Origin of the sequence: Phyllobacterium sp. TAF24, from assembly GCF_052113785.1 — a bacterium.
Taxonomy (GTDB): Bacteria; Pseudomonadota; Alphaproteobacteria; order Rhizobiales; family Rhizobiaceae; genus Phyllobacterium.
This window is the reverse complement of the sequence record NZ_JBFRDN010000055.1, coordinates 1-19,462: the sequence shown is the minus strand read 5'-3', so window position 1 is coordinate 19,462 and position 19,462 is coordinate 1. Positions and strand designations below refer to the sequence as shown.

The 19,462-nt window shown below is 55.6% G+C and carries 23 protein-coding genes; 11 read left to right on the top strand and 12 right to left on the bottom strand.

Going from position 1 to position 19,462, the window contains the following annotated elements:
* On the bottom strand, positions 1 to 969 hold a 969-nt coding region (locus AB4Y96_RS25670), incomplete at its 3' end, for an extensin family protein (protein WP_441920790.1).
* 294 nt (positions 970 to 1,263) lie between these two features.
* Here AB4Y96_RS25670 and rpsD point away from each other — a divergent pair.
* The 4 genes from rpsD to AB4Y96_RS25650 all read left to right on the top strand — a co-directional run bounded on the left by rpsD (position 1,264) and on the right by AB4Y96_RS25650 (position 4,889).
* Positions 1,264 to 1,881: a 30S ribosomal protein S4 gene (rpsD, locus tag AB4Y96_RS25665; protein WP_091877541.1), complete on the top strand. Its 618-nt coding sequence runs from the start codon at positions 1,264 to 1,266 to the stop codon at positions 1,879 to 1,881.
* A gap of 76 nt (positions 1,882 to 1,957) precedes the next feature.
* Positions 1,958 to 2,887: a glutaminase gene (locus tag AB4Y96_RS25660; protein WP_091877539.1), complete on the top strand. Its 930-nt coding sequence runs from the start codon at positions 1,958 to 1,960 to the stop codon at positions 2,885 to 2,887.
* 321 nt (positions 2,888 to 3,208) lie between these two features.
* Positions 3,209 to 4,072 carry a tRNA 2-thiocytidine(32) synthetase TtcA gene (ttcA, locus tag AB4Y96_RS25655; RefSeq protein ID WP_441920787.1) on the top strand — a complete coding sequence of 288 codons (864 nt, stop codon included), beginning with the start codon at positions 3,209 to 3,211 and terminating at the stop codon, positions 4,070 to 4,072.
* Positions 4,062 to 4,889: an inositol monophosphatase family protein gene (locus AB4Y96_RS25650; protein ID WP_441920785.1), complete on the top strand. Its 828-nt coding sequence runs from the start codon at positions 4,062 to 4,064 to the stop codon at positions 4,887 to 4,889. Before ttcA ends, AB4Y96_RS25650 begins: the two co-directional genes overlap by 11 nt.
* A gap of 21 nt (positions 4,890 to 4,910) precedes the next feature.
* Here the strand turns inward: AB4Y96_RS25650 and AB4Y96_RS25645 are convergent, their stop codons facing one another.
* Positions 4,911 to 6,116 carry a multidrug effflux MFS transporter gene (locus AB4Y96_RS25645; protein ID WP_441920793.1) on the bottom strand — a complete coding sequence of 402 codons (1,206 nt, stop codon included), beginning with the start codon at positions 6,114 to 6,116 and terminating at the stop codon, positions 4,911 to 4,913.
* A gap of 141 nt (positions 6,117 to 6,257) precedes the next feature.
* Positions 6,258 to 6,590: a Grx4 family monothiol glutaredoxin gene (gene grxD / locus AB4Y96_RS25640; RefSeq protein WP_091878419.1), complete on the bottom strand. Its 333-nt coding sequence runs from the start codon at positions 6,588 to 6,590 to the stop codon at positions 6,258 to 6,260.
* Between the two features lie 108 nt (positions 6,591 to 6,698).
* On the opposite strand from grxD, the gene AB4Y96_RS25635 reads away from it, so the two are divergent.
* Positions 6,699 to 7,511 (top strand): phosphodiester glycosidase family protein, encoded by an 813-nt coding sequence (locus AB4Y96_RS25635; protein WP_441920784.1) that lies wholly within the window; start codon positions 6,699 to 6,701, stop codon positions 7,509 to 7,511.
* A gap of 3 nt (positions 7,512 to 7,514) precedes the next feature.
* Here the strand turns inward: AB4Y96_RS25635 and AB4Y96_RS25630 are convergent, their stop codons facing one another.
* The 3 genes from AB4Y96_RS25630 to AB4Y96_RS25620 all read right to left on the bottom strand — a co-directional run bounded on the left by AB4Y96_RS25630 (position 7,515) and on the right by AB4Y96_RS25620 (position 11,818).
* Complete coding sequence (locus tag AB4Y96_RS25630; protein WP_091877529.1) at positions 7,515 to 7,748, bottom strand: BolA/IbaG family iron-sulfur metabolism protein; 234 nt, start codon at positions 7,746 to 7,748, stop codon at positions 7,515 to 7,517.
* Between the two features lie 21 nt (positions 7,749 to 7,769).
* Positions 7,770 to 10,001 carry a phosphoribosylformylglycinamidine synthase subunit PurL gene (purL, locus tag AB4Y96_RS25625; protein WP_441920792.1) on the bottom strand — a complete coding sequence of 744 codons (2,232 nt, stop codon included), beginning with the start codon at positions 9,999 to 10,001 and terminating at the stop codon, positions 7,770 to 7,772.
* 395 nt (positions 10,002 to 10,396) lie between these two features.
* The gene (locus AB4Y96_RS25620) at positions 10,397 to 11,818 is read right to left on the bottom strand and encodes an aminotransferase-like domain-containing protein (RefSeq protein WP_441920781.1); all 1,422 of its coding nucleotides are present in this window, start codon (positions 11,816 to 11,818) and stop codon (positions 10,397 to 10,399) included.
* 93 nt (positions 11,819 to 11,911) lie between these two features.
* On the opposite strand from AB4Y96_RS25620, the gene AB4Y96_RS25615 reads away from it, so the two are divergent.
* Positions 11,912 to 12,157 carry a DUF1127 domain-containing protein gene (locus AB4Y96_RS25615; RefSeq protein ID WP_441920780.1) on the top strand — a complete coding sequence of 82 codons (246 nt, stop codon included), beginning with the start codon at positions 11,912 to 11,914 and terminating at the stop codon, positions 12,155 to 12,157.
* Positions 12,158 to 12,313: 156 nt separating this feature from the next.
* Positions 12,314 to 12,535, top strand: a complete 222-nt coding sequence (locus tag AB4Y96_RS25610; RefSeq protein WP_091877521.1) for a DUF1127 domain-containing protein — start codon at positions 12,314 to 12,316, stop codon at positions 12,533 to 12,535.
* Between the two features lie 48 nt (positions 12,536 to 12,583).
* Here AB4Y96_RS25610 and AB4Y96_RS25605 read toward each other — a convergent pair whose 3' ends face one another.
* The 5 genes from AB4Y96_RS25605 to purC form a co-directional block, all read right to left on the bottom strand.
* Positions 12,584 to 13,000: a hypothetical protein gene (locus AB4Y96_RS25605; RefSeq protein ID WP_091877519.1), complete on the bottom strand. Its 417-nt coding sequence runs from the start codon at positions 12,998 to 13,000 to the stop codon at positions 12,584 to 12,586.
* A 26-nt stretch (positions 13,001 to 13,026) separates the two neighbouring features.
* The gene (locus AB4Y96_RS25600) at positions 13,027 to 13,686 is read right to left on the bottom strand and encodes a glutathione S-transferase family protein (RefSeq protein WP_441920778.1); all 660 of its coding nucleotides are present in this window, start codon (positions 13,684 to 13,686) and stop codon (positions 13,027 to 13,029) included.
* Positions 13,687 to 13,764: 78 nt separating this feature from the next.
* Positions 13,765 to 14,433 (bottom strand): phosphoribosylformylglycinamidine synthase subunit PurQ, encoded by a 669-nt coding sequence (gene purQ / locus AB4Y96_RS25595; protein ID WP_441920777.1) that lies wholly within the window; start codon positions 14,431 to 14,433, stop codon positions 13,765 to 13,767.
* Positions 14,434 to 14,673: a phosphoribosylformylglycinamidine synthase subunit PurS gene (gene purS / locus AB4Y96_RS25590; protein WP_091877513.1), complete on the bottom strand. Its 240-nt coding sequence runs from the start codon at positions 14,671 to 14,673 to the stop codon at positions 14,434 to 14,436. It lies immediately after the preceding gene.
* A gap of 33 nt (positions 14,674 to 14,706) precedes the next feature.
* Positions 14,707 to 15,471 (bottom strand): phosphoribosylaminoimidazolesuccinocarboxamide synthase, encoded by a 765-nt coding sequence (gene purC / locus AB4Y96_RS25585; RefSeq protein ID WP_091877510.1) that lies wholly within the window; start codon positions 15,469 to 15,471, stop codon positions 14,707 to 14,709.
* Between the two features lie 334 nt (positions 15,472 to 15,805).
* Here purC and AB4Y96_RS25580 point away from each other — a divergent pair, with 334 nt between their 5' ends.
* The 3 genes from AB4Y96_RS25580 to AB4Y96_RS25570 all read left to right on the top strand — a co-directional run bounded on the left by AB4Y96_RS25580 (position 15,806) and on the right by AB4Y96_RS25570 (position 17,607).
* Positions 15,806 to 16,123: a DUF1476 domain-containing protein gene (locus AB4Y96_RS25580; protein ID WP_091877508.1), complete on the top strand. Its 318-nt coding sequence runs from the start codon at positions 15,806 to 15,808 to the stop codon at positions 16,121 to 16,123.
* 124 nt (positions 16,124 to 16,247) lie between these two features.
* Positions 16,248 to 17,012, top strand: a complete 765-nt coding sequence (locus AB4Y96_RS25575) for an HpcH/HpaI aldolase family protein (RefSeq protein ID WP_441920776.1) — start codon at positions 16,248 to 16,250, stop codon at positions 17,010 to 17,012.
* A 112-nt stretch (positions 17,013 to 17,124) separates the two neighbouring features.
* Positions 17,125 to 17,607 (top strand): GNAT family N-acetyltransferase, encoded by a 483-nt coding sequence (locus AB4Y96_RS25570; protein WP_441920774.1) that lies wholly within the window; start codon positions 17,125 to 17,127, stop codon positions 17,605 to 17,607.
* Here AB4Y96_RS25570 and AB4Y96_RS25565 read toward each other — a convergent pair.
* Complete coding sequence (locus AB4Y96_RS25565) at positions 17,591 to 18,139, bottom strand: RBBP9/YdeN family alpha/beta hydrolase (RefSeq protein WP_091878417.1); 549 nt, start codon at positions 18,137 to 18,139, stop codon at positions 17,591 to 17,593. The two genes, AB4Y96_RS25570 and AB4Y96_RS25565, sit on opposite strands and share 17 nt — an antisense overlap.
* A 175-nt stretch (positions 18,140 to 18,314) precedes the next feature.
* On the opposite strand from AB4Y96_RS25565, the gene AB4Y96_RS25560 reads away from it, so the two are divergent.
* Complete coding sequence (locus AB4Y96_RS25560; RefSeq protein WP_441920773.1) at positions 18,315 to 19,226, top strand: VOC family protein; 912 nt, start codon at positions 18,315 to 18,317, stop codon at positions 19,224 to 19,226.
* The last annotated feature ends 236 nt before the right edge of the window (positions 19,227 to 19,462 follow it).

The following is a 19,462-nucleotide window of genomic DNA, read 5'->3' as shown; positions in this document are numbered from 1 at the left end:
TGCCTTACCGTGGCAGCCGAGATCCAGATGCAGATTGCCCTGATGGGCGGCGTCACCATCCGGTCCGATCACTGTCATGAATTTCTCGCAGCTGGTTTTTTGTACTGACCGCCAGAATTCCTGTTCTTCCGGTGAACCTTTCCAGCCGGAACCAAGTTCCGTGGCTTTGCCGTTGGTGAACTTGAACGACATGATATCGAGTGCATTGGCAAAGGCGTGTTCCGATACGCGGCCTTTATGGCCATTATTGACCTTGCGGCACTGATAGTCGGAACCCGTTGAAATACTCTCAATCCCTGCACCAAATGATTTTTGTGCTGCCTGCTCCACATCGCCGATCCATCCGGCAAGTGTTCCAGCCATGGTGCAGTTGGTGGTGATGGGCGCAGCAAATTTCACCGGCTTGTCCTTGCCGATGGCGGTGATTTTGAGCGGGGAGCGCTCACCGCACATGCCCTCGGACAATGGCGGAATGATTTCGCCCTGAACATCGCCATTCATCAAGGCCGGACAGGCATTTTGATAAACGCGATCGGGAGAGGTGGCCGGATCAGATTTCTCAGCCGTGTCTTCATCATCGGACTTCGTATCATTCTTATCCCCGGCTTTTCCATCGGGAGGAGGATTGGGTCCGAGCTGTTCGGCGGGCTTCACATCAGGTTTTTCCGCCGGTTTGGCTTCCGGCGCGGGTTTCTGCTCGGGAACCGGCGTTGTCTCCGGATCGGCCTTCTGAATATCCTCTACCGGCTTTTCCTCAGGCTTGGGCGCTTCGGGTGCGGCTTCACTGCCGGGTTTGGTTTGCGGGACTGGCGGAATCACTGGCAGCACAGGTCGGTTTGCAGTGGAGTGCCGCCTCTGGCGCGCTTCGGTGATATCAGTGCTACTGATCAAAGCCGTTGTTGCAAAACATGCTGTGAGGGATAAAAGGACGAGTGTCGAACAGCGCTGCTGCTGCGAGAATAGGGTCATTATCGGCTCTACTCCTGTTGAGCGTCTAACCTAACGCCTAATGCGGGCTATCGGTTTCAAACTTTATAAACCGGTGAAATGCTTGGTCTGGCTTGACATCACGAAACCTTCACACTAGAAGCCACCCCAGCGCAGGGCTCAACAGCTCTGCGTTTCATTTGACGTGTCCCGTGAGTGATTTCGCAAAGCGTGCGTGAATCATTCTGTCAGTCTTCAAAAACAGGAGGCAGAGGAGGGCGCGTTTCCTTGAATCGGGGCGCAGGCTTCGATTTGGTTTGGTTGAAAGGAAATGCGATGAGCAAGCGCGAATCGTCCAAGTATAAAATTGATCGCCGTCTTGGCGAAAACATCTGGGGCCGTCCAAAATCCCCGGTTAACCGTCGTGAATATGGTCCCGGCCAGCATGGTCAGCGCCGTAAGAGCAAGCTTTCCGATTTCGGCGTACAGCTGCGCGCCAAGCAGAAGCTCAAGGGCTTCTACGGCGACATCTCGGAAAAGCAGTTCCGCAAGACCTATGAAGAAGCTTCCCGTCGTAAGGGCGATACCGGCGAACAGCTGATCGGCCTGCTGGAGTCGCGTCTGGATGCAGTGGTGTACCGCGCCAAGTTCGTTGCGACGATCTTTGCTGCGCGCCAGTTCGTCAACCACGGTCACGTCAACGTCAACGGCCGTCGCGTCAACATTCAGTCCTACATCTGCAAGGCAGGTGACGTGATTGAAGTGCGCGAAAAGTCGAAGCAGCTTGCTTTCGTTCTTGAAGCCTCGCAGCTTGCTGAACGTGACGTTCCTGAATATCTCGAAGTTGACCACAACAAGATGGTTGCCAAGTACTCACGCGTTCCGGCCTTCTCCGATGTGCCATACGCTGTACAGATGGAACCAAATCTGGTTGTCGAATTCTATTCGCGTTAATCAGTTCTGAGTTTACGAAAAGCCGCCCCGAGAAATCCGGGCGGCTTTTTTTGTCTCTTATCTTGCCGGAGCGCGTATGACCGATCTTCAGGATGTCGTCGACAGTGTGTATCAGGATCTTGCCAGCCGTATCGGCGAGGGCAAGCTGGCTGATTATATTCCCGAACTCGCCACGGTTGATCCGAAGCAGTTCGGACTGGCGCTGTGCACCGTCGATGGTCAGGTGCATACGGCTGGTGACGCCGACACATCGTTCTCCATCCAGAGCATTTCCAAGGTTTTCACCCTGACGCTGGCGCTCGGCAAGATTGGTGATGGGTTGTGGAAGCGTGTCGGGCGCGAGCCTTCGGGCAATGCGTTCAACTCGATTGTTCAGCTGGAACAGGAGAAGGGTAAACCGCGCAATCCCTTCATCAATGCCGGGGCTATTGCTGTCGCCGATGTGGTGCTGGCGGGGCATCTGCCGAAAGAGGCAATCGGCGAAATCGTCCAGTTCATCCGGCATCTTGCCGATGATGAGACCATTGCCATTGATCACAATGTGGCACGCTCCGAAACCAATACCGGCTACAGGAATGTGGCACTTGCCAATTTCATGCGCTCCTTTGGCAATCTCAATCATCCCGCTGAACATGTGCTTGGCGTTTATTTTCACCATTGCGCCATTGCCATGTCCTGCCGGCAATTGGCGCATGCCGGGCTCTATCTGGCCTCTGCCGGGCGCAATCCGCTCAGTGGCGGCAGTGTGGTGTCCTCAAGCCGGGCACGGCGTATCAACGCGCTGATGCTGATGTGCGGACATTATGATGGCTCGGGTGATTTTGCCTATCGGGTCGGCCTGCCGGGTAAAAGCGGTGTCGGCGGGGGCATTCTGGCTATCGCACCGGGCAGGGCATCAATTGCCGCGTGGTCGCCGGGGCTGAATGAGAACGGCAATTCGCTGCTGGGCTCGGCGGCGCTGGAGCTTCTGGCGCAGCGGACGGGTTGGTCGGTGTTTGGGCAATAGTTTTGTTTGCAACCATAAATCCACCATTTGGATTATCTCTGGCTGAACTTCAAGGATTTGCAGGACCATTTAGCGTGGTTCGACGGGCTCACCATGAGGGAGAGGGGTGGATTGCAGGGAGTCAAGTTCTGCACCGTTGGCGATTAGCGTTGCAACCTACCGCTCTCCCTCATGGTGAGCCCGTCGAACCACGAACAATGTTGATGCAAATTTTAAGTTTACTGAAACAAAGGTGAATTCAAACTTTAGGATTGGCACAAAACGAAACACTGCTTGCGTTGAGGCTTGCACCGGGGCAATGAAGGCGCCAGAGGTGAGAAGATGACCATTCACGATCAGGATCTGGCGGATGCGGCGGGTTGCCACCCGATGTTTCTCGGGGTGCCGTCCAATGTCGAGTTCAACAAGCTGCGCAAGCGGCTCCTGCGCAATACGCGTCAGGCCCTGGATGATTTCGGCATGGTCAGGCCGGGCGAACGCTGGCTGATCGGACTGTCAGGCGGCAAGGATTCCTATGCCCTGCTGGCATTGCTGCTTGACCTGAAATGGCGCGGTATGCTGCCGGTTGACCTGCTCGCCTGCAATCTCGATCAGGGGCAGCCGAATTTCCCCAAACATATCCTGCCGGAATTCCTCAAAAAGAACGGCATCGAGCACCGGATCGAATACAAGGACACCTATTCCATTGTCACCGACAAGGTGCAGGAAAACCAGACCTATTGCTCGCTCTGTTCGCGGCTGCGGCGTGGTCATCTTTACCGTGTTGCGCGCGAAGAGGGCTGTTCGGCGCTGGTGCTCGGCCATCACCGTGAGGATATTCTCGAAACCTTTTTCATGAACCTCTTTCATGGCGGCAGGCTCGCCGCAATGCCGCCAAAGCTGCTCAATGATGAGGGCGATGTGATGGTGCTGCGGCCTTTGAGCTATTGCGCCGAGGATGATCTGGAAAAGTTCGCCACCGCCATGCAGTTTCCGATCATTCCGTGTGATCTTTGCGGCAGTCAGGATGGCTTGCAGCGCAATATGATGAAGGCGATGCTGACCGATATTGAAAAGCGCATGCCGGGCCGCAAGGAAATCATGATCCGCGCGCTCGCCAATACGCGCCCGAGCCATCTTCTCGACCGCAACATCTTTGATTTTGCCGGTCTTGTCACAAGTGGAGCAGAAGCCAGTGCCGTTTAATGATCAGGATATTGATTGGTTGAGTGATCTGCTCAGTGCAGTTGCGCTTCAGGAGATCATGCCGCGCTTTCGCCAGCTTGGCACTGCCGATATCAAGCAGAAGACGTCAGCACTTGATCTGGTGACGGAAGCCGATACCAGTGCAGAGCGCGTAATCACGGCACGTCYGCGTGAGCGCTATCCCGATGCATTTGTGCTCGGCGAGGAAGCCTGTGAGCTTGACGCATCGTTGCTCGGCAAGCTGAAAGATGCGCCATTGGCCTTCATCATTGATCCTGTTGATGGCACTTATAATTTTGCCACCGGTGTTCCGCTCTTCGGCGTGATGCTTGCCGTTGTGGTCAATGGCGAAACGGTGGCCGGGATTATTCATGACCCTGTCGGCAAGGACTGGATCATTGGCGTCAAAGGCGCTGGTAGCCATATCCGCTCGGCTTTTGATGTCAGGCACAAAGTGTCCGTATCACCACCTGCGGCGGTCAATGAAATGCTCGGTGCGATTTCCTGGCAATTCCTCAGCGATCCCTTGCGTTCAACGCTGGCGCGTAACCATGCCAAGTGCAAGGCGTCATTCGGCTTCCGCTGTGCGGCGCATGAATATCGTTTGATAGCATCGGGAAATGCGCATTTCGCCATCTTCAACAAGTTGATGCCGTGGGATCACCTTGCCGGTGTGCTCATCCATCAGGAAGCGGGCGGCCATGCGGCCCGCTTTGATGGTTCTGCCTATCTGCCCAAGCATCTGGATGGCGGCTTGCTGATCGCGCCTGACAAGGCGAACTGGCAGGATTTGCGTGAGATACTCTGGTCTGAGTAAGTCACGCAAAAATCCGCGGGTCTAAACCCGCGGATTGTGTGGATGGAAGAGTTTTCCCTTCTCGGCAATCAGCACGAATATCAGACCGATCACCGAAACCACGAAGAAGCCCATCACCAGCGGCAGGGTCGTCCCGTCAAAGGACTGGCCGATAAGTGCGCCGATGGCGCCGCCGCCCGCCGTACCCATGAACCCGAGCACGGAGGACGCTGTACCAGCCACATGGCCGAGCGGCTCCATTGCCAGTGCGTTGAAGTTCGAACCAATCCAGCCGAACTGAAACATCGCCAAGGCAAAAAGCACGAGATAGAGCGGGAAGGGCGTTGGATACGGTCCGAATATGGTCAGCAGCACCCAGATCGTGCTGATGGTCAGGAAGCCCAGCAATGCGCCGTGGGAAAGACGGCGCATGCCAAAGCGGCCAACAAGGCGTGAATTCATGAAGGACGAAAACGCCATGGTGATCGCAACGGACGCAAACGCCACCGGGAACCAGATGCCAAGCTCGTAAATGCCGATATAGATCTGCTGGGCCGAATTGATGAAGCCGAAGAGCGCCCCGAACAGGAACGCGCTTGCCAGCGTGTAGCAGAGCGCTACACGGTTGGTCAGCACGATCTTGAAGCCTTGAGCAACCGATTTCAGCGTGAACGGGCGCTGATCAGCCGGATCAAAGGTTTCGGGCAGGCGGATATACATCCAGAGCGTGACGGCAGCGGCGATCACAGCCATGAATATGAAGATCAGGTGCCAGTCGCCAAAGATCATGACGGCCTGACCCGTGCCCGGCGCAATAACCGGTACAATCATGAAGACCATCATGATGAGCGACATGACTTCGGCCATCTGACGGCCACCATAGACATCGCGGACGATGGAAATGGTGATAACGCGCGTTGCCGCCGAACCAATGCCCTGAATCAACCGGAAGAACAGGAGCGAGGCGAAACTTGGCACGAAGGCGGCGCTGGTGGCTGCGATGACATAAACCGCAAGGCCGAACAGCAGCGGCTTGCGGCGGCCGAAACGATCGGAGATCGGGCCGTAAAATAATTGTGATATGGAGAAACCGAGCAGATAAGCCGAGATCACATATTGCCTGTGGTTTTCGTTCGTCACCCCGAGGCTCGCGCCGATCTGCTGCAAACCGGGCAGCATGATATCGATTGCCAACGCGTTGATCGCCATGAGCATGGCCATCATCCCGATGAATTCGACTTTCCCCATCCCCATCAGACGCGGTGCTGATGCTTGTGTAGTGCTATCCATTATGAGACCTGCAAAAACAACGACAAAGGCGTCGGAGGGCCCGACGCCTTGAGAATAAGATTCCGGATTTCCCCGGAACCAACTGAAATTATTGCGTTACTAGGCGGCCTTTGTGGCGACGCCCTTCTCGCTGAGCAGGGTCTGTAATTCACCTGCCTGGAACATTTCGCGGATGATGTCGCAACCGCCGACAAACTCGCCCTTCACATAAAGTTGCGGGATGGTCGGCCAGTTGGAGTAATCCTTGATACCCTGACGCAGTTCATTTGATGTAAGGATGTTCACACCCTTATAATCAACGCCGATATAATCAAGGATCTGCACAACCTGCCCGGAAAAGCCACACTGCGGAAAGCCCGGCGTACCCTTCATGAACAGGACAACGTCGTTGCTCTTGACCTCATTGTCGATAAATTCGTTGATACCGCTCATTTCGGGCAAACCTTTCATACCAATGCACGACGAATCGTCATCATTGGTCCAAATTGATCTCTTCTAAACAAATAGCGCTTCAATTCTGGCAAAACAAGGCTGGTCATTGTGTCATCTCGTAGCATTATCGCGATCAGTATCGTTGTTTTGGTCATTATCCTCGGCATTTTCTGGTTTATGCGACCTCCACCGCCGCCCAAACCTGCGCCCAATCCGCCAATCAATATCTCTGATGGCGATCTGCCCGATATCTGCCGCAAGATGACATTCGAGGGGGTCGACTCCATCGTTTGCGAGATTGATCTGCGCACCCACCGCATTGATCTGGCACGGGCCAATGCTGATGGCGAGGCCTATGGCTCGCTCAAGGCGTTTATGGAGTCCCGTCCGCAGGATGTCAGGCCGATCCTTGCGATGAATGCAGGCATGTATGAGGAAGACCTTTCACCCGTTGGCCTTTATGTCGAGGAGGGCAACCAGACATCGGAACTGGAGACCAATGAGGGCGAAGGCAATTTTTTCCTGAAACCGAACGGGGTGTTCTTTATCGGCAAGAACGGAACGCCCGGTGTTCTTGAAACAGGAGCGTTTGCCACTGCTGCGCCCGATGTGCGCATCGCAACGCAATCGGGGCCGATGCTGGTTATCGACGGACAGGTTCATCCGCGCTTCGAGCCGAACGGCACGTCGCGCCTTATCCGCAATGGTGTCGGCATTCGCGATGCCAATACCGTGGTTCTGGCGATCACCATAGAGCCGGTCAGTCTGGGGAGTTTTGCCCGTCTGTTCAAGGACGGGCTTGGCTGTGCCAATGCGCTGTTTTTCGATGGCACGATCTCGTCGCTCGCCAATGGTCGTAAAACGCTGGTTGGCGGCACCGACCCCGTGGGGCCGATTATCGCGGTATTCGGGAAGAAGTAGGGATTATTCGGGAGCGCTGGTCTGCAGGGCGAGGGCGTGCAGCACCCCGCCCATATTGCCCTTCAGCGCGTCATAGACCATCTGGTGCTGCTGAACGCGCGACTTGCCGCGAAAACTCTCGGCGACGACTTCCGCTGCATAATGATCACCATCACCTGCAAGATCGCGAATGGTCACCTGCGCATCAGGAATGGCGTCCTTGATCATTTTCTCGATGTCGTGCGCGTCCATAGCCATATTCTGTCTCCCAATCTTCGATCATGCAGCCTGTGTTTCTTCGCTGTCCTGACCGCTCATATAGTCAGGGAACCACGATTCGTGGGCTTTTGTCAGGTCTGCAACTGATATGGAGGCGAGACGCTCGATCGTCAATGTATTGCCGCCGACAGTTCCAAGCTTGCGGAACGGAACGCCCGAGCCCTCGGCATTGAGCGAAATCAAATTCGCCGTGTCGGGAGCAACGGCAATCAGGTAACGCGCCTGATCTTCGCCGAAGAGCACCGCATGAGCAGGGCCCTCGCCAACATTGACGGTAGCGCCCTTACCGGAAGCCATGCACATTTCAGCCAGCGCAACACCAAGGCCGCCGTCAGACAGGTCGTGACAGGCTGTGACCTGACCATTGCGGATAGCCGAGCGGACGAAATTGCCGTTGCGCTTTTCGATGTTGAGATCGACAGGCGGGGGCGGGCCATCCGCACGGCCATGCAGATCACGCAGATAGACCGATTGGCCAAGATGTGTGCCATCGCCGCCGATGAGGATCAGCACATCACTCTCATGCATGCTGCCGATCTTGGCAGTCTTCGACCAGTCGGGGATCAGGCCAACGCCTGCAATGGTCGGTGTCGGCAGGATCGCCTGACCATTGGTCTCGTTGTAGAGCGACACATTGCCCGAGACGATGGGGAAGGCGAGCGCGCGGCAGGCATCGCCGATACCGCCAATGGCTTTGACCAGCTGGCCCATGATTTCAGGGCGTTCCGGATTGCCGAAATTGAGGTTGTCGGTGGCTGCGAGCGGCTCTGCGCCGACGGCAGTCAGGTTGCGCCAGCATTCGGCAACGGCCTGCTTACCGCCTTCATAGGGATCAGCTTCGCAATAGCGCGGTGTAACGTCGGAGGAAAAGGCGAGCGCCTTGGTGCGGTGGCCCTCAACGCGGACAACACCGGCGTCGCCGCCGGGCACCTGCAGCGAGTTGCCCTGAATGAGCGTGTCATATTGTTCATAGACCCAGCGGCGCGAGGAAAGATCAGGCGAGCCGATCAGTTTCAAGAGCGCTGCGCCATAATCATCCACATCGGGAACGTTTGCAGCGGGCAGCGCCGCATGTTTACCGGGTTCCATCCATGGGCGGTCATATTCGGGTGCCTGATCGCCGAGGTCTTTGATGGGCAGATTGGCGACTTCTTCGCCCTGATGGATGACGCGGAAGCGCAGATCGTCAGTGGTGTAACCGACAATGGCGAAATCCAGACCCCATTTCTTGAAGATTGCCTGGGCTTCGGCTTCCTTTTCCGGACGTAGAACCATGAGCATACGCTCCTGGCTTTCCGACAGCATCATTTCATAGGCGGTCATGCGCTCTTCGCGCACCGGCACATCATCAAGGTTCAGGCGAATACCAAGATTGCCCTTGGCACCCATTTCAACCGCCGAGCAGGTGAGGCCAGCGGCGCCCATGTCCTGAATGGCGATGACGGCGCCCGAGGCCATCAGCTCCAGCGAGGCTTCAAGCAGGCATTTTTCGGTGAAGGGATCGCCAACCTGCACGGTCGGGCGCTTTTCTTCGATCGATTCGTCAAATTCCGCCGATGCCATGGTGGCACCGCCGACACCATCGCGACCTGTTTTGGCACCAAGATAAACAACGGGAAGGCCGACGCCCTTGGCTTCGGACAGGAAGATCGCATCAGTTTTGGCAAGGCCAGCGGCAAAGGCATTGACCAGAATGTTGCCGTTGTAGCGGGCATCGAAATTGACTTCGCCGCCGACGGTCGGAACACCAAAGGAATTACCGTAGCCGCCAACGCCTTCAACCACTCCGGATACGAGGTGGCGTGTCTTGGGGTGGGACGGCGCGCCAAAGCGCAGGGCGTTCATGGCTGCAATCGGCCGCGCGCCCATGGTGAACACATCGCGCAAAATGCCACCAACGCCTGTTGCCGCGCCCTGATAGGGCTCGATATAGGAGGGGTGGTTGTGGCTTTCCATCTTGAAGACCACGCAATCGCCATCACCAATATCAACAACACCCGCGTTTTCGCCCGGTCCCTGAATGACCTGCGGCCCGGTTGTCGGCAACGTGCGCAGCCATTTCTTCGAGGATTTGTAGGAGCAATGCTCGTTCCACATGGCCGAGAAAATGCCAAGCTCGGTAAAGCTGGGCTCGCGCCCGATCAGGTCGAGAATGCGTTGATATTCGTCCGGCTTCAGCCCGTGCGAAGCAACGAGTTCCGGTGTGATCTGGATTGTATTGGAGAGAGCCATCGGTAATACCAATTCCATTGCGCTTTTCTTGGGTTCTCTTAGAGCAATTTGTGCGGGGAATACACCGTCAAACGCGGAAAAATTGTCGCTTGCCGCGTTTCTTCAACAGGTGGTGTGATATTCGGATCATCACTCCACCTTTCTCCGTCATCCTCGGGCTTGACCCGAGGACCCATATCTTAAAAGCACTGAACATTCAGATGATTTCATCCTCTTAGCCGTGGGTCCTCGGGTCAAGCCCGAGGATGACCGAGAGAGCTGCCCGAGGACGACGGAGAGAGGTGCCCGAGGACGACGGAGAGAGATTTTCCAGGATAACGAAAAGGCGCGTCTGGGATAACGAAGAGAGATATCCACGATGACGGAGAAGGGTGGATTAGGCTGTTTGAGCCAGCTCACGAATAACTATCATAGCTCGTATTGTCGGTTTCCATGAGCCTGCGCAGGATGTTCAACCCACTGGCGACTTCCTGTTTTGTGCCGGGAACGGAATAGCCAAACCGCACGCGGTGGAATGTCTTTTCCGTCCGGCCCGCCTTGAACTCATCTTCATCATCAATCAGCACGCCCTCGTTGAGCGCGGCGCTCTTGAAGGTTGCGGAAAGCCATGGCTCGGGCAGTTTTACCCAGATGAAGGGGGAATAGGGGTGCGAGTTGAACTCAAAGCCGCTGAAGATAGAGCGTGCCAGTGTTTCCCGCTCGGCTGTTTCTTCCCGCACCTTGACGCGAATGGCATCGGCTTCACCTGAATTGACCAGTTGCGCGCCAAGTTCCGCCATGAGGAAGGGCATACCACCCGTTACCATCTTGTGGGCGGTGATGACGCGCGATGTGAGATGCGGCGGGCAGGCAACCCAGCCGCCGCGCACGCCTGCGGTCACGGATTTGGACAGGCCGCCAATATGGAAAGTGCGCTCAGGCGCGAGTTCAGCAAGCTTGACGTGATCAAGGCCAACGAGCGAGCCATAAATCTCGTCCTCGATGATCCAGACATTGTAACGGCGGGCTGTCTCGACGATGGCACGACGATGCTCTTCGGACATGGTGGTGGCGGTCGGGTTTTGCAGCGATGGCATCAGGAACACCAGTTTGGGATGCTGCTGCGCGCAAAGCCGCTCGAAATCATCAGGCGTGGCGCTGCCGTCTTCCGTATTGATGATGATGCTGCGCCTGCCCATCAGATTGGCGCTGCGTGCTGCGGAACAATAGCTCAAATCCTCAAAGGCAATACGGTCGCCGGGAACCGTGACGGCGGCAATGATCGCCAGAATGGCGGAATGGGCGCCAAGTGTGGGCACGATGGATGATATATCGGGCCGCCACTCGGATGAACCAAGCCAGCGGCTGCCTGCCAATTGCCATGAGGGGGGCAGGGTGCGGGAATAGCTGGCAATTTCAGCTGGATAGTTCTTGGTAATATCGCGCAGGAAGCGGTCCATGATCGCCGATTGGCCCACATCAATGGCGGCAGTGCTGTCGAGCCGGATATTGCCGGGTGGAATAATGTGGGCGCGCGTGCCGCCGAAGGGCTGCGAATTCTGGGCTGTGGGGAGTTCGATCAGCTTCGCCTCCCCATGATCGATCACATAGGTGCCACGGCCGACTTCGCCGCTGACAAGGCCGCGCTCGCGGATGAGATTGTACGCGCGGCCAACTGTACCAATTGTCACCCCGATATCGAAGGCGAGGTTGCGCTGCGGCGGCAATTTCGTGCCCGGCGCAAGCACACCATCGGCAATATCCGATTCAATCCGCTCCGCAAGCTGCAGATAGAGCGGGCCTTTGCCGTGTTTCAATTCTGGAAGCCAATTTGTCATGGTGACAATTATGTATATTGCGATTCCAATTGAGTCAATCCATTACGATTAGCGATACAATTCGAGCCATTTCGGCTTGGTAGGATGGAGATTATGAGTACAATTGATGCAATCGAAAGAGAATGTGCGGGTCCAAGAGATGTAAAAGCGACCTTCTTGCCCAAATTGCCCCATGACAGGGTAACAATGCTGCGTCGCATTGTTGTGTGGATGAGCAACGCAGCCGTCAAACGCCGCACCCGCATCGAACTGCGCGAACTGACAAAGGATCAGCTGAAGGATATCGGCATGACGCCATCGCAGGCGTGGCATGAATCCAAACGGTTTTTCTGGGATTGATTGCCCTATGCTCAATCGGCAAAATTGCCGATTGTTGCGTGGTGAATGCTGTTTCGGCATTAATCAGAATAGTTGATACCAGCGCTCAGTAATATTGAATGAATTTTTTGTGATTTACATATATATTAGATATTCAACCGTTTTAGGGAGGCGCATATGGGTACGACTTTTGTAGAACCTAACCGGCCTGCGATCCGGGGCCTGACCTATGCCTCACAGCCTGACTTCCTGTCACAATTTGCCGGATGGGTGGAAAGCGCCCTGATGAAACGGCGCACGCGACTGCAACTTGGCAGGTTGAGCGATGAGGGGCTGAAAGACCTTGCCCTGACCCGCGATCACGTTGAAGCCGATCTCGATCGCTATTTGTCCGCTTGAGGTTTGAAAGCCGGTGCGGATCGCACCCGGCCCCCTGTTTGTAATTGATCAGCCGCGCGCGGTGCAGGATGGTGTTCCTGCGGCCCAGCGCTGCACGTCTGACGAGATGCGATTTCCCATCGAATGGCCCATCAGCGGTCCAAACGCTTCAACCTTGGCCGGGTTGCCCTCCGCGTGAACAACGAGCAGCGGGCGTCCGCCGGGATTGCCAGCCGGAACCACCAGAATGCGCGGACGTCCCGAATAGGAATTCAGTTCTGGTGCCAGATGATAAGGCTTGAAGGCTGAATCCTTCGACTTGAACCAGCAGGTATTGGCGGCAAGGGCGACCCGTTCCATGGTGGCAAGGGCAGCCTTATCGGAACCAAAGGCGAGGGAACCGGGCCCAGGTTTGCTGGGTGATTGGCATCCGGCAAGTGCCACGAGCGAAATCATCATGGCCATGCCAATCGTCTTCATATGCATCCAGCTATCTCCAATGAATTTACGGTCTAACTTGCCTCAAGCTCGGCGAGAAACACTTTTGAGGCATCCGCCATCTCGAACCAGACCAGCGATAGCACCGGATCCTGAATAATAAGTTGCTCATAGGCGTCGAATTTCGGAAATGGTTCCAGCAGGCGCGAACGGCGCGTCATCACCCGGAAATGATTGAAGAGGAAGCGGATCGGCGTAAGCCACGCATCGGCCATCGTCATTTGATTGCCGAGGGCATAGGGGCCGTGGCCAATGCGATGTTCTATCTCGTGCAGACCGGCTTCCAGCTGGGAGAAAAGCTTGGTGATACGGGCATCGTCTTTCGATTTGGTGTGGACGAGCTCGAAAAGCTCCATCACCGGGACGAGCACTTCCAGCTCCGCCAGGCGGGCGGTCATGCGCACGACAGCGCGATCACGCGAGTCGGCTGGCAAGAGAGCAGGTTCGGGAAAATGTTCTTCGAGATATTCGGAGATAACTGTGGCTTCGAGGACCGTGAGGCCCGAGCCGGTGATCAGAACCGGAATGCGATTGAATGGAGAAATGCTGCGAAACTCTTCGGGGATCGGCCAACCTGCGGGTGGGGCCACAACCTTGATCGGTGCATTCTTGTAATAGGCGATGCAGCGAACAATCGAGGAGTAGGGAGATAGCGGCCGAGAGTAGAGTTTCATGTCTCAATTCCTCCATTTGAGTGCCGTTCCGATCCATTGCGGATCAAAACGGCATTTCTCAAACGTATAGAATTTTACTCAGGCGGCAATCCCAAGAATGCCCGCAAACAGTGCACGGCCATCAGTTCCGCCATGGGCGGCTTCAATCAGGTTCTCCGGATGCGGCATCATACCGAGAACATTGCCTTTTTCGCTGATAATACCGGCAATATCATTCATCGCGCCGTTCGGGTTGGTGCCTTCCGCATAGCGGAAAACCACCTGACCTTCGCCTTCGATACGGGCCAAAGTCTTTTCGTCAGCGAAGAAATTGCCATCATGATGGGCCACCGGGCAGCGCACGACCTGACCATGCGAATAACCGCGAGTGAAGGCGGTGTTGGCATTGGTCACTTCAAGCTTCACTTCGCGGCACACAAATTTCAGTGACGCATTGCGCATCAAAGCGCCGGGCAGCAGGCCAGCTTCCTGCAAAATCTGGAAACCGTTGCATACGCCCATGACCATGACGCCCTTGTCAGCCTTCTCGCGGATCGCCTGCATGACGGGCATACGCGCGGCAATGGCGCCGCACCGCAGATAGTCGCCATAGGAAAAGCCGCCGGGAATGACGATCAGATCGACATCGGGGATTTCGGTGTCCGTCTGCCAGACCGTCTGGGGTGCATGGCCGGAGATTTTCGTCAGCGCCGCAATCATGTCACGGTCGCGATTAAGGCCCGGGAGAAGTACGACAGCTGATTTCATTTAGATAAGCTCCACCGCGTAATCTTCGATGACTGTGTTGGCGAGCAGCTTTTCGCACATCGCCTTGACATTGGCTTCGGCAGTAGCGCGGTCTGTGGTGTTGACCTCGACATCAAAAATCTTGCCCTGGCGCACGGATGCGACGCCCTCGAAACCAAGACTGCCGAGCGCGCCGACGATCGCCTTACCCTGTGGGTCAAGAACGCCATTTTTCAAGGTTACAGTGACACGTGCCTTCATCGATTGTCTTCTCCGGGATTGTTCAATCAGCGTTTATTTAACCAGAACCGGCCCGGTGGGGCGCAGCTGTTCATTTTCATTCATGATGCCGAGACGCCGGGCCACTTCCTGATAGGCCTCGATCAGACCGCCCATATCACGGCGGAACCGGTCCTTATCAAGCTTTTCATTGGTCTGGCTATCCCACAGGCGGGCGGAATCAGGCGAAAACTCATCGGCAACGACAATACGCATCATGTCGCCTTCCCACAAACGTCCGCACTCGATCTTGAAATCCACAAGCTGGATGCCGACACCGAGGAACAGACCGCTGAGGAAGTCGTTGACGCGAATGGCCAAGGCCATGATGTCGTCGATTTCCTGCGGTGCGGCCCAGCCAAAGGCTGTGATGTGCTCTTCGGAGACCATCGGATCATCTAGCGCATCGGCCTTGTAGTAGAATTCGATGATTGAGCGCGGCAGAACCGTGCCTTCCTCGATTCCAAGGCGTTTTGCCAGCGAACCGGCAGCAATATTGCGCACAACCACCTGAAGCGGGATGATCTCGACTTCCTTGATCAGCTGCTCGCGCATATTGAGGCGGCGGATAAAGTGCGTCGGAATACCCATGCGGTTCAGCTGGGTGAAAATATATTCGGAAATCCGGTTGTTCAGAACACCTTTGCCATCAATGACTTCGTGCTTCTTTGGATGCAGCACGGTGGTGTCGTCTTTGAAATGTTGAACAAGTGTTCCTGGCTCTGGTCCTTCGTAAAGGATTTTGCCTTTGCCTTCGTAGACACGGCGGCGACGATTCATTGCAGGTCTCTGGTATTGGAGTTATCGGTCGGCCTTGGTCATAGCCATCATGTTGGCGCGCTAACTATCGTAAAAGCAAGCATTCTACAATGATACTTTATGAGTTCCCCTGAATTATGGGGTATGTGATCCCCCGAATTATGAGTTATATGGACTTTCCACGACAAAGTGACCCATGTTTGACTGATGAGGTTCAATTCAGACTTTCGATTTTGTGCAGAATAGTTATATGGACCTCAGAAACTATGTTGATCGGGACTTGCCCTAAAAATGCCAAGACCCGGGAGGCATCTTTCACCGGAATGACCAATTCATTTTGCGGGAGCAAGAGAGGATGACAATGGAAGATCGCGAAAATGCCTTCGAAAACAAATTCGCACATGATGCGGAAGTTCGCTTTCGGGCAGAGGCACGGCGCAACAAGCTGATCGGTCAGTGGGCGGCGGAAAAGCTTGGTAAGACAGGCGCGGAAGCCGAAGCCTATGTGCTTGAGGTCATCAAGGCAGATTTTCAGGAAGCCGGCGACGACGATGTTTTCCGCAAGATCCGGGCTGATTTCGATGCCGCTGGCGTCGACAAATCCGATCACCGCATCCGCCGCACGATGGACGAGATGCTGCAGGAAGCTATCAAGCAGATTCAGGGCTCCTGATCTCACCTGCACGCGCTTCGTAAAAACCGCCCTTCACGGGCGGTTTTTTTGTTGGCGCACCTCTTCCGTTTTTGCTTCACTGCAGGCCGAGTCGACCATCAGCAGAGCATCAGGGAGAGAGATCATGTCGCTAGCGTCACGTCTGAGGGCGGGAGAAACGGTTTATTCCGCCTGGTGTAACCTGCCTTATCCGCTGGTTATGGAAACCCTGTGCCGTACGGATTTCACCACTTTCATGCTCGATATGCAGCATGGTGCGTTTGATACGCAATCGGTGCTGCAAAGTGTCGGCATCATCCAGAATGCAGGCAAGCACACGGTGGTGCGCATCCCGGTTGACGGTTTCGACATGGCAAGCCGCGCGCTGGATTTCGGCGCCGAGGGCGTTATCGCCCCGATGATCAATTCCGTTGAAGATGCAAAGCGGTTTGCGGCCTCGATGAAATATCCGCCGGTTGGCGAGCGTTCATGGGGGCAACTACGGGGACGGCCCGCAGGTTATGGCGCTGGCGGCTCCGGCGCTTACCTCAGTGAAGTCAACGGCAAGACGCTGGCTTTTGCAATGATCGAAACCCGTGCGGCCTTTGCGGCGCTGGATGGTATCCTTGCTGTCGACGGTATTGACGGTGTTTTCGTCGGCCCCTCGGACTTTTCCATCGGCTGGAGCAACGGAGCCGAGGTGGATGCGGGATCGCAAGCCATTATTGAACCATTGAAGGAGATTGCAGCCAAGGCCCTCGCTGCGGGCAAACTCTGCGGCATCTACGCGGCGAATGCGGAACTGGCGAAACGGTTCACCAGCCTCGGCTATACCTATGTTCCACTCGCGGTCGATACTGGCTATTTGCAGTCTGGTGTCAAAAGCCTGCTGGATGCCGTCGCACGATGAAGGGGTAGGCGGACCAGAATTCGGGGCAAGATTGTCTCAAATGGGTGCGAGGGCAAGAGGGGATAATGGTGGAACTCAGCGGTATGAGACATTACACAGCAGATGGCATTGCATGTCGCTGCGGTTGAACATTCGGACAGTTACACAAGATGACCTTCCTTGGCTGCTTAAGCTATATCAGCAGTTGCACTTGGAAGACCCGCAGATTCCATTGGAAGCTGCCGTGCAGATTTGGCAACAATCCATGGCCTACAAAGGCACCGAAATTTTTATTGGCCTGATCGAAAATGAGTTGGTGGCGACATGCTCACTTGTGGTGATCCCAAATTTGACCAGAGGCGGGCTGTCCTATGCCTTGATTGAGAACGTTGTGACGGATGCCCTGCATCGGAAAAAGGGGTATGGCCATGCCGTCATTAGAACCGCGATTGCTCATGCATGGGAAGTTAACTGTTACAAAGTCATGTTACTGACTGGGTCCAATGACCCAGACACCCTCAGATTTTACCATCAAGCCGGTTTCGAACAGAACAAAACCGGCTTTCAAATCCGTCGCCCGGAAATCTGCCCCGAACACCTCACAACCGTGAAATGAACTGCGCAAAAACCATCGAACCCTCTGGCCATGGTCCATGGCCGGATTCGGAATTGAGATGGCCGGATTCACCCGCATCGATGAACAGCGAGCCCCATGCGGCGGCCAGATCTTCCGCGACTGCATATTCGCAGTAGTGATCATTGCGGCTGGCAATGACCACCGACGGAAATGTGAAAGGTTCGCGTGGGTATGGCCCAAAAGTCATCAGGTGTTTTGGCCGTATTTTAGGATTCGATACATCCGGCGGCGTGACCAGAAACGCACCTTTGATCTTGTCAGCAATCTGCGGCAGCGCTTGCACAAAGGTTGGCACGCCAAGCGAATGCGCGACAATAACAACCGGCTGTGTCGCCTCATTGACTGACTTGACCACTTCGGCCACCCAATCGGCAAGAACAGGCTTTGACCATTCCTTCTGCTCGACACGGCGCGCGGTGGAAAGCTTTGCTTCCCAGCGTGACTGCCAGTGATCGGGGCCGGAATTGGTGTAACCGGGGATAATGAGAATATCGGCGTCTTTGACTTTCATATCCCCCATTTAGGAAAATTCCTGCCGGATCGCAATGTGGTAAGATTGTAAACAGTGGCGAATGGTCGGTTCACTAATAGTGAACATGCTGTTCGCCGCTGCGTGGCTTGTATATTGGCCTGAGAGAGCCGACTTTATCACAGAAGAAACAAGTGATGAAATTGCGGGGATGCACATGAAGGTCACACGCAGAGAGGTTGTCAGCGGTGCCGGGGTGCTTGCCTTTCAGGCGATTGCGGGCGGAGAACCAGCCCGCGCGGAGACAGATATGAACACTCTACCTTTTGCAGCAATGGCCCCGACTCATGTGTCAAAAGTGGGTATCAAGGCCAAGGACGCGGATCAGCTTTCAAAATACTACACGGACGTGATTGGCTTGCGCGAACTGTCTCGCAAGGGGCAGACGGTTGTGCTTGGCGCTGGCGATACGCCATTGCTCGAAATCGAACAGGCATCCGCCATTCGGGCGGATGATCCCAGCAGCGCCGGGCTTTATCACACGGCGTTTCTCCTGCCGCGACGCATTGACCTTGCGCGCTGGGCCAAACGCGCCATCGATCAGCGAACGCCAATTGTCGGCGCGTCGGATCATGTTGTCAGTGAGGCCATCTATCTGACCGACCCGGAAGGCAATGGCATCGAGATTTATGCGGATCGCCCGCACGAAAGCTGGAAATGGAACGGCTCATCGGTTCAGATGGGCACGGCTGCGCTTGATGTCGGCAATCTGCTTGGCGCGTTAAAGCCGGATACGGCGGAGTGGAACGGCGCGCCTGATGGGGCCATGGTCGGCCATCTGCACCTGCGTGTCGGCAATGCTGGCGAAGCAGAGGAATGGTGGCACAGGGAACTTGGGATGCAGACGGTCGCCGGGGTTGGTGGCAGTGCCGTGTTCCTGTCAACAGGCGGTTATCACCACCATGTGGCTGCCAATTCCTGGCAGAGCAAGGGTGCGGGCAAGCGTGACAACGACCGTTCGGGTCTGGCTTGGGCGGAGTTTGTTTCAGTTGATGCCAAAGATGAGCGCGAGATTGTTGATCCTTGGGGCAATGTCATGCGGATCGTGCCGGGGAAAAGTTTTGGATAAATTGGCCGTTTGATTGGTGGGGTGCATTTCACCCCCCTCTGCCCTGTCGGGCTACCGGGGCGAGCCACGGGTCTCGCCCGTCCTTCGGACCCCCCACAAGGGGGGAGATCACATTGGCATCAGCGCCTTTGCACAATTTGAAACGTTTCCGGTTGTGCAAAGGCAGTAGTACAGCTGATCTCCCCCCTTGTGGGGGAGATGTCCGACAGGACAGAGGGGGGTGAGCACCCCAACAC